The following is a 13,456-nucleotide window of genomic DNA, read 5'->3' on the forward strand; positions in this document are numbered from 1 at the left end:
GGCGCCCTTACCGAGGAACCGGGTGGAACCCAGGTCGAGCGTGGCGGGCGTCCCCGCCCGTCGCAGCGCCTCTCGACCCGACCATCGAGAATACCGGAACCCCCACCGACCGGTCGGCAACGTTCAGTCTTCGGGACGCCGGTTCGCTGCTCAGCAGGCGCTCCAGGATTCGGCGGCGACCCGGTCGAGCCATTCCCGGACCAGTGCGTCGAAGAGCTCCGGCTGCTCGAACTGCAGGTTGTGGCCGGCGACGTCGAGCACCGCGAAACTGGCCCGGGGGTAGTGCGGCAGGAGGGCGAGCTGGTCGACGTACCCGACGCTGGAGTCCTGCCGCCCGGTCAGGATCAGGCTCGGCCGGTCGTACGCCGGGCCGGTCTCCGGGACGGTACGCAACTCCCAGCGCTGCCGGATCCGGGCCATCGCCGTACGGTCGGCGAGGTCGAGCCCGGACATGATCTCGTCCTGGAACCGGCGCAGCGTCTCCGCCGACTGCACCACGGCGATCTCGGTGAACTCCTCGGCGAGTCGTCGGTCGAGGGTGGAGATCAGGTCCGGGTCCGCCCGGAGCACCTGGTGCTCCGGGCGGGTCCGGTCGGCGTGTTCCACGGCGGTGCCGATCGGGCAGATCAGCGCCAGCCCGAGCACCTGCTCCGGACGGGACCGCACCAGGCCCCGGGCGAGGTAACCGCCGTACGACTCGCCGACCAGCAGGAACGGGGTGTCCCCGATGGTCTCGTCGACGAAGTCCTGCACCGCGGCGAGGACGTCGTCCGAGCTGACGATGTCGGCCGGGGCGGACGACTTTCCCATCCCGGGCAGGTCCGGGTAGATCCGGCGGTATCCCCGGCGACCGGCGAAGACCGGTTCCAGACAGCCGGACATCAGTCGGTGGTCCGGGGTCCAACCGTGCAGGGCGAGCACCGGCACGCCCTCACCGTGCTCGACGGAGTGCAGCTGCGCCGACGTGCGCCTGGTCATGGTGGCCCCCCTGTGGTGGTGGAACTGCGTGCGAACGGGCATCCTGCCGACGGGGTCCGACACGATCGGGGCGGGCGTGGACCCTCGGTGACCGAGATCACCGGAGCCGGGTCGCCGGCTTGACCTCGAGCGCACTTCAGGTCACAACCTGATGGCCGCAGGCGAGGAGGTACCCGCATGATCGACCCGACGGCGGCACTGCGGATCGCCCGACCCAGCCGTGACCTGGCGGCGAGCGAGCGCTTCTACGTGGCCGGGCTGGGCCTGTCGGTGCTCCACCGGGGCACCGGCGGCCCGGGGGAGCACGACCTGCTGATGGTGGGCTGGCCCGAGGCGGCTTGGCACCTGGAACTGGTCGGCGGTCCGCACCTGACCGTCCCGCCCACGCCGGGCCCGGAGGACCTGCTGGTGCTCTACCTCGCCGGTCCGGTCGACGCCGCGCTGGTCACCCGGCTGGAACAGGCCGGCGGACGGCGGGTCGGCCAGGGGGCGTACTGGGACCGCTGGGGTGTCACCGTCGAGGATCCGGACGGCTACCGCCTGGTGCTCTCCACCCGCTCCTGGTCCAACGCCGGATAACCGCTCCCGGAGTCGTCGGGGGAGACTGCACCGCATGACGATCAGGATCCGGACGGTGGAACGCCGGGACGCGGCCCGGGTCGCCGAACTGCTCGGCCAACTCGGTTATCCGACCGCCGCAATCGAGGCCGGAGAACGGCTCGACTACTGGCTGACCGATCCGGCGAGCCTGCTGGTCGGTGCCGACGAGGACGGCCTGCTGGTCGGGGTCGCCGCCCTGCACGTGATCCCGGTCCTGGAGATCACCGGCCGGTTCGGTCGCCTGGTGGCGCTGGTCGTCGACGAACGCCGCCGGGGCGCGGGAGTGGGCCGGTTGCTGGTCGAGGAGGTCGAGCGCCGGGCCCGCCAGGCCGGCTGCCTCTTCATGGAGGTGACCAGCAGCCGTCACCGGGACGCGGCACACCGCTTCTACCAGGGGCTCGGCTACGAGGAGACCAGCGCCCGGAAGGCCAGGTTCACCAGATTCCTCGATCAGGACTGAACCGGTCGCCGGTCCCCGGTCACAGGTGTTGGCGGAGGAAGTCGAGCTCCACCGCGAGCAGCCGCTCGGCGGTGCCGCCGGTCGCCATGTGCGTCGCGCCGGTCAACGGGATCACCGAGTGCGGGCGGCCGGTGCCGAGCAGGGCGGCGGAGAGCCGCAGGGTGTGCGCGGCGACCACGTTGTCGTCGGCGAGCCCGTGCACCAGCAGGAGCGGCCGGGCCTCGGAGGGGTGTCGGACCGGCTCGGCGGCCAGGTCGAGCAGGCAGTGGTGGGCGTACACGTCGGGGCTGTCCGTCGGCGTGCCCAGGTAACGCTCGACGTACGCGGTGTCGTACAGGCTCCAGTCGGTGACCGGGGCGCCGGCGATGGCACACCGGAACAGGTCGGGCCGGCAGAGCACGGCGAGCGCGGCCAGCCAGCCGCCGAACGACCAGCCCCGGATCGCGACCCGGTTGAGGTCCAGGTCGGGGTGCTTGCCGGCGAGCGCGTTGAGCGCGTCCGCCTGGTCGGCCAGGATCACGTCGGCGAGGCGTCGGTGGATCACCTTCTCGAACGAGGGCGCCACGCCGGGAGTACCCCGGTTGTCGATGGTGACGACGGCGAACCCCGCGTCGGCCCACCACTGCCGTTCCAGCCACGCCGACCGGGCCGCGACGACCTCCTGGTGTCCCGGACCGCCGTACACGTCGAGCAGCACCGGGAGTCGGCGGCCGGCGACGTGGTTGCCCGGGTAGACCACCGCGGCCGGCAGTCGGCGGTCGGTGACCCGTTCGAGTGCGGGCCGGGGCGCGTACGGCGGGGTCGCGGCCAGGTTCCGCAACCGGCCGATCTCCTCGTCGCCCTGCCAGACCGCCCAGATGCCGCTCGGCTCGTCGAGCGAGCGGGAGTGCACCACCAGTACGTCGCCGCCGACCTCCGCCGAGTGCCAGCCCGGATCCGCGGTCATCCGGCGGGCGTCGATCCCGCCGGCACCGATCGCGGTACGGACCCGGAACAGGTGCTGCTGGCTCGGCTCGCCGTTGCTCCCCTCCACCAGCAGGTCCGGGCTGCCGTTACGGGTCGGCAGCCAGCCGACCACCCGGCGTACGTAGAGCGAGGGCGGGGTGAGCAGGGTCCCGTCGGCGAAGAGGCAGCGGGCGTCGTAGCCGTCATGGGCGAGTTCGCCGCCGACCAGTACCCGACTGTCGGGCAGGTGTCGGGGTGTCCCGGCGACCGGGTCGACCCAGCGGGGGTCGGCGAGTTCGGCGTGCACCTGCGTCTCGCCGGTACGCGGGTCGACGGCGAGCACCAGCCCGTGCTGCTGCAGCCGACGCAGCACGGTGATCAGCGGCCCGGTCTCGGCCCACTCCACCGAGACCAGGTAGGGATAGGTCTCCCGGTCCCAGTGCACGTCGACCCAACCGCCGTCCAGGTCCAGCAGGTGCAGGCTGACCTCGGCGTTCGGGCCGCCCGCCTGCGGGTAGGCGACCGACCGGGGCGGACTGGCCGGGTCGCCGGGATCGTGCAGGAACCACCGGGGCAGCCGGGACTCGTCGACCCGGGCGGCCAGGATCGACCGGCCGTCCGGCGCCCACCAGTAACCCCGGAACCGGTGGAACTCCTCGGCGGCGACGAATTCGGCCAGCCCCCAGCTGACCCCGTTCTCCTCGCCGGCCAGCAGTGTGTCGGTGCCGTCCGGGTCGATCACCCGGAGCTGCCCGGGCCGGACCTCCGGTGCGGTGCGGGAGTCGCCGATCCGGGCCGGGTCGACCACGTCGGTGACGTAGGCCAGTCGTTGGCCGGTCGGGTCCGGTCGGGGGTCCACCACCGGGCCGGCGACCGCCACCTCGACCACGTCGCCGTGTACCAGGTCCGCCCGGAACAGGCGGCCGGCCAGCGGGAAGACCGCCACCCGGGCCGCCGGGTCGGTCGCGTACCGGGCGATCCCGTCGGCGCTGAGCCGGAGCCGTTCCCGCAGCGCCCGTTCGGTCGGCAACGTACCGGTGTCCTCCGCGCCGTCCAGCAGTACGGCCGGGTCGGCGACGAGTCGTTCGGTGCCGGAGGCGACGTCGAACAGCCAGAGGGCGTCGGCCGGGTCGGTCGGGCCGCCCGAGCGGAGGAAGACCACCCGGGACCCGTCGTTGGCCACCGTCACGGACCGCGGCGCGCCGCAGGTGAAGCGCCGGGTACGGGCAGCCAGCTCCGGGTAGTCCACACCGTGATCGTAGAGCCGGGCGATGGCCGATGTGGCCGAGCCGAGGCATCGGGTACCGGTCCGATACCCGTAGCGAGCTGCTAACTCTCCGGGCGCGCCGACTCACTCCCTGGCGACGCCGGAACGGAGTCAGCGGCGTAAAGTGGCGCGCGTGACGAACCTGACCGTCCCGCCCGATCCGTCCGGCCCGGCGGGTCCGGCGGTCGACCTGCCCGCCCGGCGGCTGCTGCTGGTACACGCGCATCCCGACGACGAGGCGATCGGCACCGGCGCCACGATGGCGTACTACGCCGCGGCCGGCGCCGGCGTGACGCTGGTGACCTGCACCCTGGGTGAGGAGGGCGAGATCCACGTACCGGCGCTGGCCGGGCTCGCCGCCGCCGAGGCCGACCAGCTCGGCGGTTACCGGATCACCGAGCTCGCCGCCGCCTGCGCGGCGCTGGGCGTCACCGACCACCGGTTCCTCGGCGGCGCGGGACGGTACCGCGACTCGGGGATGATGGGGCTGCCCACCAACGACCACCCCCGGGCGTTCTGGCGGGCGGATCTCGACGAGGCGGCCGGCCACCTGGTCGAGATCATGCGGGAGGTACGGCCGCAGGTGCTGGTCACGTACGACCCGAACGGCTTCTACGGGCACCCCGACCACATCCAGGCGCACCGGGTGGCGATGCGGGCGGCGGAACTCGCCGCCGCCGAGGGGTTCGGCCCAGCCAAGATCTACTGGACGGCGGTGCCCCGGGGCGTGCTGGAGGCGGGGGTGGCCTCGTTCGCCGACGCGGACGTGGCGAACAACCCGTTCGCCGGCACCGAACATGTCGACGACCTGCCGTTCGGTACGCCGGACGAGCAGATCGCGGCCCGAATCGACGGCACCGACCAGCACACCGCCAAGGAGGCGGCGATGCGGGCCCACCGTACCCAGATCCCGGAGAACTCCTGGCTGTACGCCGTCGCCGGCAACTTCGGCGGCGAGTTCATGGGGGTGGAGTACTACACCCTGGCGGCCGGGGTACGGGGTCCGGGCTCCGGCCCGTACGGCTGGGAGGACGACCTCTTCGCCGGGCTGGACGCCCCGACCGGAGTGACCGGGCCGGCGGTCGAGGTCCCGACGTCGACGCCCGGTACGCCGGCGGCGGCCGGCGTCCGGTGACCCTGCCCAGCCCGCCGGTGTCCGTGCCGTCCGAGCCGAGTCCGGAGCCCTCGTCGTCGGCGGTGCCGTCGGCCGGGATGCCGGAGTCGGCGGTGCCGTTGTCGGGGTCGCCGGAGTCGACCGGCTCGCCGAGCCGGCTTCGGTCGCCGGGGCTGCGGCACGCGGCCGACCTGGCACTGCGGATCATCGGTGGGGTGCTCGCGGTGGTCGGGGCGGCGGTCACCGCCGTCCTCGAACTGATCCTGGCGACGTTGCGGGTCGACGGCGTGCTGATCGGGCTGTCGGCGCTGCTCGCGGTGCTCGCCAACGTGGCACTGAGCTGGTTCGCGCCCCGGGCCGTCGGTCGCCGGTGGGCGCTCGTGCTGCCCGCCGCCGTCTGGTTCGTGCTGATGGTGGTCGCGGCCGGCGGCACGAGCGAGGGCGACGTCCTGCTCGCCGGCAACAACTGGGTGGGGCTGGCGATGATCTTCGCCGGCTCGGTGGCCTTCGCGGTGATGGGGTTCCGGCTGATCATGGCGCCGCCCTCGGCCCTCAACCGACGCTGACCGGTCCTCCGGGCGCCGGGGATGTCCGCCGACCCCTTTCACACCATGGATCCGCACAGCTCCGGGTGGTAGAAATCTGGGTCAGGAACGGCCCCGCCACGACGGGGGCCCAGAGCCGGAAGGACGTGCGATGAAGGAGCGTTGGCTGCCGATCGGCGTACTCGCGGGCGTGCTGTTCGGGATCAACGTGGTGGCCCGGCTGGTGGCCAGGTTCGCCTTCGCCGACCGGACCGACCTGCAGGACCGGCTGTCGCTGGGCATGTTCGCCGCGATCGGGCTGATCCTGGCGACCCTCGCGTTCGTTCGTGGTCAGCGCCGGCCGCTGCCGGACTGGGCCGGCGAGATGGCGCTCTCGGTGCTGATCGCGATGGTGTTGACGATCTTCGTCGGCCCGTTCATCAGCGGAAGCCAGCCGTTCGGCGCCGGCGCCGGCGCCTTCTTCTCGCAGATCTGGCTCTACGCCGCGTTCACCGGCGGCGGGGTGCTGCTCGGCTACCTGCTGCTGACCGCGTTCGGCCGGGACTACCGGTCGCAGTCCCTCAAGCGGTACGCCGAGGCGAAGCAGTCCAAGCCGCGCCGCGTCGTCCGGCGCTGACCAGGGCAGGGCCGGCCACCGGGCACGGGCCGCTGTTCCGGGTGGGACCCGCCGGCGGGTACGCCGGCTACGGCGCGGTACGGGTCTGGTACGTGTGGTGGGTGGTGAAGCCCAGCCGTCGGTAGAGCGACACCGCCGCCTCGTTGCGCTCCTCCACCTGGAGGAAGGCGTCGGTCGCCCCCTGTCCGGCGGCCCACTCGGCGAGGACCCGCATCAGATACTGGGCGAGGCCGCGACGCCGGGCTGTGGGGACCACCTCCACCAGGGTCAGCCCCAACCAACGCCCCTGGCCGGTGATGGTGCCCCGGGCCACCGCGACCAGTTCCCGGCTGCCGCCGGAGTGGACCGGCGTGTCGTACAGGTGGGCGAAGCGAACCTGGTCCACGGCGGTGAGCACGTGGTACGCGGCAGCCGGCAGTTCCGCCGGTTCCGGCCCGGCAGGTGTGCCGGGTGGCGAGCCGACGTCGTCACGACCGTGGGTCCGCTTCGCCTTGCGTTGTGCGGCCAGCGCGAGCCACTCGGCCGACGGGGTGTCGGTTAGCTCCACGCCCGGCAGGTCCGGCCGTGGCGGGGTCGCGGCCAGCACCGTGGTCAGCGGCGCGGTCTGGACCAGCACCAGTGGCCGGGTGCCCCAGCCGCGCTCGTCGAGCGCCGCACCGATCGGCGCGGCCAGCGGCAGCGGTACGTTGACCAGCGCCGGCTGCCCCCGTTCCGCGTACCAGAGCCGGACGGCGTCGATCGCCTCGTCCAGTGGCCGGTCCGGGTCGCCGACCGGCAGTGCGGAGTTCGCCCGACCGGTCCAGTTGTCGGCGGCCCGCAGCAGCCAGTCGCCGAGCCGGCCGCGTACCTGTGCCGGCCAGGCCTCGTCGGCGGCCCGTTCCAGTTCGATCACGGCGGCGGCGCTGGGCCGACGTGCCGGCGGCACCCGTTTGGCCCGGTGCACCTCGACCAGCGGGACCCGCAGCGGTCCCTCCCGGGTGGCCAACGTGAGATGTGTCTCGGTCAGTTCGACAAGTTCGCCGAGGGCGTCGGTGAAGAGCGTGCGACCGCGGGAATTCCCGACAATCCGGCGGACCACGATCCGGTGTCCCACATCCCGCCGTCCGAGCACAATCGACCCCCTCCCCGACGACATACTAGGCTCTTACCGTCGCGGTCGATCGCGGCTGGCTTGCGGAGGAGAAGATCGGTGACCTACATCATCGCCGAGCCGTGCGTGGATGTGCTCGACAAAGCATGCATCGAGGAATGCCCCGTCGACTGCATCTACGAGGGCAACCGGATGCTCTACATCCACCCCGACGAGTGCGTCGACTGCGGGGCCTGTGAGCCGGTCTGCCCGGTGGAAGCGATCTTCTACGAGGACGACGTGCCGGAGCAGTGGAAGGACTACACCACCGCGAACTACGAGTTCTTCGAGGATCTCGGCTCGCCGGGCGGTGCCTCCAAGATCGGCAAGGTCGAGAAGGACACCCCGTTCGTCGCGGCCCAGCCGCCCCGGGGCGAGCACTGAGCGGCACGCCGGACCACCGGTCGGGCGGCGGCCCGGTGGGGTCGACCGCCGGTGGCGCGTACCCGGCCGGCGGGACGCCGTCGAGGCGTACCGCCGGTGGTAGCCTGCCCGACTTCCCGTGGGATCTTCTCGAGCCGGCGAAAGCGCTGGCCGGGCGGCATCCGGACGGGATCGTCGACCTCTCGGTGGGTACCCCGGTCGACCCGGTGCCGGCGCTGATCCAGGCCGCCCTGTCGGCGGCCTCGGACACCCCCGGCTATCCGTTGACCGCGGGGAGTCCGGCGCTGCGCGCCGCGCTGACCGGTTGGGTGGCGCGGGCCTGTGGCGCCGACCCGGAGGGGGTCGGCGTGCTGCCGACCATCGGCTCCAAGGAACTGGTCGCCTGGCTGCCGACCCTGCTCGGCATCGGCCCGGGTGACGTGGTGGTGATCCCGCAGGTCTGCTATCCGACCTACGAGGTCGGCGCCCGGCTCGCCGGGGCCGAGGTGGTCCGGGCCGACTCGCTCACCGCCCTCGGTCCGACTTCCCGGGTACGGCTGATCTGGGTCAACTCGCCGTCCAACCCGACCGGTCGGGTGCTGCCCCCGGCCCACCTGCGCAAGATCGTCGACTGGGCCCGTGAGCGTGGCGTGGTGGTCGCCAGCGACGAGTGTTACCTGTCGCTGGGCTGGGAGGAGACGCCGACCTCGGTGCTCTCCGCCGAGGTCGCCGGTGGGAACTACACCAACCTGCTCGCCGTGCACTCCCTCTCCAAGCGGTCCAACCTGGCGGGCTACCGGGCCGGGTTTGTCGCTGGCGACCGTGGCCTGGTGGGCGAGCTGCTCGCGGTACGCAAGCACGCCGGGATGATCCTGCCGGCCCCGGTGCAGGCGGCGATGGTCGCGGCGCTCGGCGACGAGGAACACGTCACCGAACAGCGGGTCCGGTACGCGGCCCGGCGTGAGGTGCTGCGGGACGCGTTGACCAAGGCGGGGTTCACACTGGGGCACTCCGAGGCCGGGCTCTATCTGTGGGCCTCCCGGGACGAGGACTGCTGGACCACGGTGAACTGGCTGGCCGAGCGGGGCATCCTGGTGGCCCCCGGCGACTTCTACGGCCCGACCGGCAACCGGCACGTACGGGTCGCGCTCACCGCCACCGACGAGCGGGTCGCCGCTGCCGCCGACCGGTTGACCGCCTCCTGAACGCCAGCTGACCAGCGGATCGGCCGCAGCGGTCCGGCCTGATCACCCCCGGGTGGTCGGGCCGGCTACGGTCGGCGGAGGCTGAGCACGGCCAGGACGGCCCGGACGGTCGTCCCAGCGGGGCGGAACACACCGTCGCGGAGGAACCGGCCGGTCGGTGCCAGCACCGCGTCCCGCAGCCACCGGCCCACCGGCACGACGGTGGCCCGGCACACCGCCACGACACCCCGGAACAGCAGGACGACGGTGTGCCGCCACAGCCACCTGGCGGCCAGTCCGAACGGGCGGAGCAGGTAGGTGTACGTCAGCCGGCCGATGGTGACGATGCCGTTGCCGATGCCGGCGAACAACCGGACCGTGCCGTGCCAGAGGGCGGCGGCCGCCCGACCGAGCAGCCGTCCCAGCGGACGGAGGACGTCGACCAGCCAGCGGATCGGCAGCACCAGCAGATACCGGACCAGCCAGTGGATCGGCACCACCACCAGGTACGTCACCAGCCAGGCCAGCGGCAGCCAGAGCAGCAGGTAGCCGAGCTGACCGAGCGGGCGCAGCAGGTACCGGTGCAGGAAGTGGCCGAGCGTGGGCAGGGCCTGCCACAGCCACCGCGCCGGGACCACCAGCAGGTGGTGCACCAGCCAACTGACCGGGAACACGACGAGGTAGCGGAACGGCAGCACGACCAGGTGATGGGCCAGCCAGCACAGTGGAATCCAGAGCACGTGCCGGACGAACCAGCCGAGCGGTCGGAGCAGGAATCGGTACGTGAGCCGGCCAGCGACGACGATCAGTTCCCAGAGCAGTCGGGCCGGTACGACCACGATCGCGGCCAGGACCCGTACCGGCCAGACGATCCAGTCGGGTGCCTCCGGCTCGGCCCGGGACGGCCGGACCGGGGGATGCCGCCTCTGCGGCCGACGCGCCTCGCCGCCGTTCGTCGTCACGGAGATCACGGTAGTGGGCGGGTGCCACGACGCCGGGGTTCAGCCGTGCCGGGCCGGCTGGCCGGAGGTCGAGCCGTCGGCCGGCCGGCCCGGGAAGTCAGCCGCGCGGCTGACCTACCGGGTCTGCGACGGCGTGCCGTCCCAGGGTCCGCCACTCCCCGGTGTCGGTCCACTCCGGGGTACCGGTCCGCGGCGCGTCGTCGGCCCATCCCGCGGTGCGGGTCCGGGTCGCCTCGTCGGCGCGTCCTGAGGCATCCGCCGGCTGCGGGGCGGGTGACCAGCGGGCGTCGATGACCTGCGGTTCGGCGGCGGCGTGCCGATTCGCCCCGGTGAGGCCGAGGCCGTCCGCGCCGAGCGGTCGGTCCTGGTCCGGCGGGGTCGGGTCGACGAGTTCGGGTGCGGATCCGGCCGTCTCCCCGGTCGCCCCTGGCCAGCGCCGCCAACGCTGCACACTCACCACCGCGACGAGCAGCAGCGCACCCAGGACCAGTGCCGTGCCGCTGCGCACCGGGGCGGCCAGGTCGACCGGGTGACCATTCAGGCTCAGTTTGTGGTCGATCACGTTCAGCAGCTTCGGATTGGCGAGCGCGCCCAGGTCCGTCGCCACGTACAAAGCTCCGGTCAGCCCCGCGCCGAGTGGGGAGAATCGGAGTGTGGCGATGAGGCCGAGGACAATTCCTGCGGCAGCCAGGGTCAGTACGGGCAGTAGGAGAAGGTCGGTGCCGGCGGCCAGGCCGCTGTTCTGTGCGTTTGTGAACTCCCGGGCGGACCGGTCCTGCCCGATGGCGAGCAGGAGCCAGGCCAGCGGAGACACGACGACCGCACCGATCACCGTTCCGAGGTGTCGCATTCCGGCAACGTACCGATCCGTTCGCCGGAATGGGCTCGGCCCAATGCGGAATTAAATGAAAGATAAGCTTGCCGTGAGTGGCGGGCCTGTTGCGGTGAGGCGTCGCCGACGGTGGCGCCTGAAATAAGCGACCCCGATTGCGGGATGGCATCCAGATATTGCAATTAATTGTCGGCGTCGCGATTCCGTGGCACGCGGCACCTACCGTCGACGAGTCGTACGGACTGTCTCGGACCCGCGCCGAGGGAGCTCGTCGACGGTCGCGACGGTCGCTGGGTGTCGATGTGTGCGGCGCACCATCGGCGGTGAGTGGCAGGGGACCCGGGGGACCTCTGACGTGGCGGGCGAGCGCGGGTCGCCGGCGGACGGACCTCAGGGCTGGTACTCGCCACGGGTGCGGGGCAGCCACTGCGGATGGGTGTTCCGCACGTAATGGATCAGTCCCTCGCGCAGGTCGCAGCGGAGATCCCAGGCGCTCGGCCCGTCTGCGGCGGATGCCTGCACCTGGATGACCACGGTCTGCGGGGTGGCGTCGACCATCTGCAGAACCCACTGGTGCCGGTCCCACAGCGGCGACGACTCGACCAGCCGTCTGGTCGCCTGCCGGAGGTCGTCCAGGTCGGCGGTGTGATCCAGGTGGATACGGATCTCGCCGACCACCCGGGTCTCGTGCCGCGTCCAGTTCTGGAAGGCGTGTTCGGTGAAGTAGGTGGTGGGCAGGACAAGCGTCCGCTCGTCCCAGAGGCGGATCACGACGTTGGTCAGTTTCACCTCCTCGACCCGGCCCCATTCGCCGTTGATCACCACCACGTCGTCGACGTGCAGACTGTCCGCGAACGCGACCTGGATGCCGGCGAAGGCGTTGCCGAGCGCGGTCCGGGCGGACAGGCCGATCACCGCGCCGATCACGCCGGCCGAGGTCAGGAAGGTGAACCCGAACGAGCGTACGGGCCGGAAGGTGATCAGGATCAGACCGATCACCACCACTACGACGACGGCCGAGGTCAGCCGGCGTACCGGGCGGATCTGGGTACGGGCGCGACGGATCCTGCGGTCGACGACCGTCTCGTGCGGCAGCCGGCTGAACGCGACGCTTTCGGCGACGTGCAGCGCCTTGACCACCAGCCATCCGGCGCTGGCGATCAACAGCAGCAGGATGACGTGGCGGAGCACGCGGACCCACTCGGTCCCGCCCGTCGGCAGCGCGAAGTACAGCGCCGCGAGCAGCAGCACCACCGTGGTCGGGCGGCGGCAGGCCTGGCGCAGGGGGGTCAGCAGCCACTGGTAGCGGCCACGGGCGAACCGGCGGACCAGCACGCCGGTCAACAGATCCACCAACACGGCCGCGCCGACCGCGGCCAGCACGATCAACGCTGGGCGCAAGGGATTCCGTCCGCTGCGGTTCTGGTCCCCATCCTTCGCGGCTCCTCACTCCGGGGTAACCGCATCAGCTTGACACCGGGCGGCGCGGACGGGGCGGGTATCACCAACGGTCGAGCGGACCTTCCACCGCTGCCGCACCCACAACCGACCGCCCTCACGTCCGCGCCACCCGCTGACAACGCCGCACCTACCGTCAGCAGCCCGCACAGCCCCTCCTCGAACACGCCACGGAGACGCGCCGGCCGACTCCGCCGACGGATGACACCGCGGACGGCGACGACGGGCGGTTGCCGAATCGGCCGGTTAGGGTGACCGGATGACCGACTCTCCGACGCTCGTGGTCCGTGGCGAGGCGTTCCGGGAGGTGCCACCGGAGGTCGCCCGGTTCGCGGTCACGGTGTCGGCGCGGAGCCGGAACCGGCCGGAGGCACTGGCCCGACTCGCCGAACGGACCGCGACGGTCCGGGGGCTGATCGACGGCTACGGCGACGCGGTCGAGCGCCGGGAGACCGGCCAGCTCTGGGTGCATCCCGAGCTGAAGCGCTCCGGCGAGCGGGTGGCGGCGTACGTCGCCAACGCCACCACCACGGTGACCGTGACCGACTTCGGGGTCCTCGGAGAGTTGATGCTGCGGCTCGCCGACGAGGACCAGACCGGGGTGGCCGGGCCGTGGTGGGATCTGCGCCCGGACAGTCCGGTGCACCGGGAGACCCGGCGGGCCGCGGTCGCCGACGCGCTCAGCCGGGCCAGGGAGTACGCCGACGCGCTCGGCGCCGAGGTGACCGGCCTGCTGGAGCTCTCCGACAGCGGCCCGGCGGACCGTCCGATGATGCTGACCCGCGCCGCGTTCGGCGGGGGTGCCGAGGCGGCGCCGGAGATCGAACTCGACCCGCAGGTGCAGACCGTACGGGCCGCCGTCGAAGCCCGGTTCCGCATCAGCGCGCCTCGACTGGACGACGTACCCGGCTGAGCCACCGGCGGCGCGCCGACGGACGGGTGGACGACAAGCGGGGCGGGGCGACGGTTCCGGCAACCGGGTGGCGGGCCACGGCCGTACCCG

At 72.5% G+C, this 13,456-nt stretch carries 14 protein-coding genes; 8 read left to right on the forward strand and 6 right to left on the reverse strand.

What is annotated here, in order from left to right; genetic code table 11:
• Positions 1 to 150 precede the first annotated feature (150 nt).
• On the reverse strand, positions 151 to 978 hold the full coding sequence (locus tag V1633_RS00880) for an alpha/beta fold hydrolase (RefSeq protein WP_331212147.1): 828 nt from the start codon (positions 976 to 978) through the stop codon (positions 151 to 153).
• Positions 979 to 1,155: 177 nt separating this feature from the next.
• On the opposite strand from V1633_RS00880, the gene V1633_RS00885 reads away from it, so the two are divergent.
• Both V1633_RS00885 and V1633_RS00890 read left to right on the forward strand, forming a co-directional pair.
• Entirely contained in the window at positions 1,156 to 1,557 is a 402-nt protein-coding gene (locus tag V1633_RS00885; RefSeq protein WP_331212148.1) for a VOC family protein, read from the forward strand.
• Positions 1,558 to 1,591: 34 nt separating this feature from the next.
• The gene (locus V1633_RS00890; RefSeq protein WP_331212149.1) at positions 1,592 to 2,038 is read left to right on the forward strand and encodes a GNAT family N-acetyltransferase; all 447 of its coding nucleotides are present in this window, start codon (positions 1,592 to 1,594) and stop codon (positions 2,036 to 2,038) included.
• A gap of 19 nt (positions 2,039 to 2,057) precedes the next feature.
• Here V1633_RS00890 and V1633_RS00895 read toward each other — a convergent pair whose 3' ends face one another.
• Entirely contained in the window at positions 2,058 to 4,232 is a 2,175-nt protein-coding gene (locus V1633_RS00895; protein WP_331212150.1) for a S9 family peptidase, read from the reverse strand.
• 151 nt (positions 4,233 to 4,383) lie between these two features.
• On the opposite strand from V1633_RS00895, the gene mshB reads away from it, so the two are divergent.
• The 3 genes from mshB to V1633_RS00910 all read left to right on the forward strand — a co-directional run bounded on the left by mshB (position 4,384) and on the right by V1633_RS00910 (position 6,525).
• Positions 4,384 to 5,385: an N-acetyl-1-D-myo-inositol-2-amino-2-deoxy-alpha-D-glucopyranoside deacetylase gene (mshB, locus tag V1633_RS00900; RefSeq protein WP_407951931.1), complete on the forward strand. Its 1,002-nt coding sequence runs from the start codon at positions 4,384 to 4,386 to the stop codon at positions 5,383 to 5,385.
• Positions 5,386 to 5,462: 77 nt separating this feature from the next.
• A complete protein-coding gene (locus V1633_RS00905) occupies positions 5,463 to 5,930 on the forward strand; it encodes a hypothetical protein (RefSeq protein WP_331212397.1) in 468 nt (155 codons plus the stop codon).
• A gap of 130 nt (positions 5,931 to 6,060) precedes the next feature.
• Positions 6,061 to 6,525 carry a hypothetical protein gene (locus V1633_RS00910; RefSeq protein WP_331212151.1) on the forward strand — a complete coding sequence of 155 codons (465 nt, stop codon included), beginning with the start codon at positions 6,061 to 6,063 and terminating at the stop codon, positions 6,523 to 6,525.
• A 67-nt stretch (positions 6,526 to 6,592) separates the two neighbouring features.
• Here the strand turns inward: V1633_RS00910 and V1633_RS00915 are convergent, their stop codons facing one another.
• Entirely contained in the window at positions 6,593 to 7,636 is a 1,044-nt protein-coding gene (locus V1633_RS00915; RefSeq protein ID WP_331212152.1) for a GNAT family N-acetyltransferase, read from the reverse strand.
• A gap of 78 nt (positions 7,637 to 7,714) precedes the next feature.
• On the opposite strand from V1633_RS00915, the gene fdxA reads away from it, so the two are divergent.
• Both fdxA and dapC read left to right on the forward strand, forming a co-directional pair.
• Entirely contained in the window at positions 7,715 to 8,038 is a 324-nt protein-coding gene (gene fdxA, locus V1633_RS37135; protein ID WP_101369700.1) for a ferredoxin, read from the forward strand.
• Positions 8,039 to 8,142: 104 nt separating this feature from the next.
• Complete coding sequence (dapC, locus tag V1633_RS00925) at positions 8,143 to 9,222, forward strand: succinyldiaminopimelate transaminase (protein WP_331212398.1); 1,080 nt, start codon at positions 8,143 to 8,145, stop codon at positions 9,220 to 9,222.
• A gap of 65 nt (positions 9,223 to 9,287) precedes the next feature.
• On the opposite strand, the gene V1633_RS00930 is transcribed toward dapC, so the two are convergent.
• From V1633_RS00930 to V1633_RS00940, 3 genes are all read right to left on the reverse strand, one after another.
• Positions 9,288 to 10,163, reverse strand: coding sequence for a hypothetical protein (locus V1633_RS00930; RefSeq protein ID WP_331212153.1), 876 nt, complete (start codon positions 10,161 to 10,163; stop codon positions 9,288 to 9,290).
• A 97-nt stretch (positions 10,164 to 10,260) separates the two neighbouring features.
• A complete protein-coding gene (locus V1633_RS00935) occupies positions 10,261 to 11,013 on the reverse strand; it encodes a hypothetical protein (protein ID WP_331212154.1) in 753 nt (250 codons plus the stop codon).
• 372 nt (positions 11,014 to 11,385) lie between these two features.
• Positions 11,386 to 12,396: a mechanosensitive ion channel family protein gene (locus V1633_RS00940; protein ID WP_331212155.1), complete on the reverse strand. Its 1,011-nt coding sequence runs from the start codon at positions 12,394 to 12,396 to the stop codon at positions 11,386 to 11,388.
• Between the two features lie 316 nt (positions 12,397 to 12,712).
• Here V1633_RS00940 and V1633_RS00945 point away from each other — a divergent pair, with 316 nt between their 5' ends.
• Complete coding sequence (locus tag V1633_RS00945) at positions 12,713 to 13,366, forward strand: SIMPL domain-containing protein (protein WP_331212156.1); 654 nt, start codon at positions 12,713 to 12,715, stop codon at positions 13,364 to 13,366.
• Positions 13,367 to 13,456 lie beyond the last annotated feature (90 nt).

The sequence above is a fragment of the Plantactinospora sonchi genome, assembly GCF_036422035.1.
GTDB classification, from domain to species: Bacteria; Actinomycetota; Actinomycetes; order Mycobacteriales; family Micromonosporaceae; genus Plantactinospora; species Plantactinospora sonchi.

Coding starts and splice junctions, on each gene's coding strand:
- V1633_RS00880 (WP_331212147.1), bottom strand. CDS start 978: ATGACCAGGCGCACGTCGGCGCAGCTGCACTCCGTCGAGCACGGTGAG.
- V1633_RS00885 (WP_331212148.1), top strand. CDS start 1,156: ATGATCGACCCGACGGCGGCACTGCGGATCGCCCGACCCAGCCGTGAC.
- V1633_RS00890 (WP_331212149.1), top strand. CDS start 1,592: ATGACGATCAGGATCCGGACGGTGGAACGCCGGGACGCGGCCCGGGTC.
- V1633_RS00905 (WP_331212397.1), top strand. CDS start 5,463: ATGCCGGAGTCGGCGGTGCCGTTGTCGGGGTCGCCGGAGTCGACCGGC.
- V1633_RS00910 (WP_331212151.1), top strand. CDS start 6,061: ATGAAGGAGCGTTGGCTGCCGATCGGCGTACTCGCGGGCGTGCTGTTC.
- V1633_RS00935 (WP_331212154.1), bottom strand. CDS start 11,013: ATGCGACACCTCGGAACGGTGATCGGTGCGGTCGTCGTGTCTCCGCTG.
- V1633_RS00945 (WP_331212156.1), top strand. CDS start 12,713: ATGACCGACTCTCCGACGCTCGTGGTCCGTGGCGAGGCGTTCCGGGAG.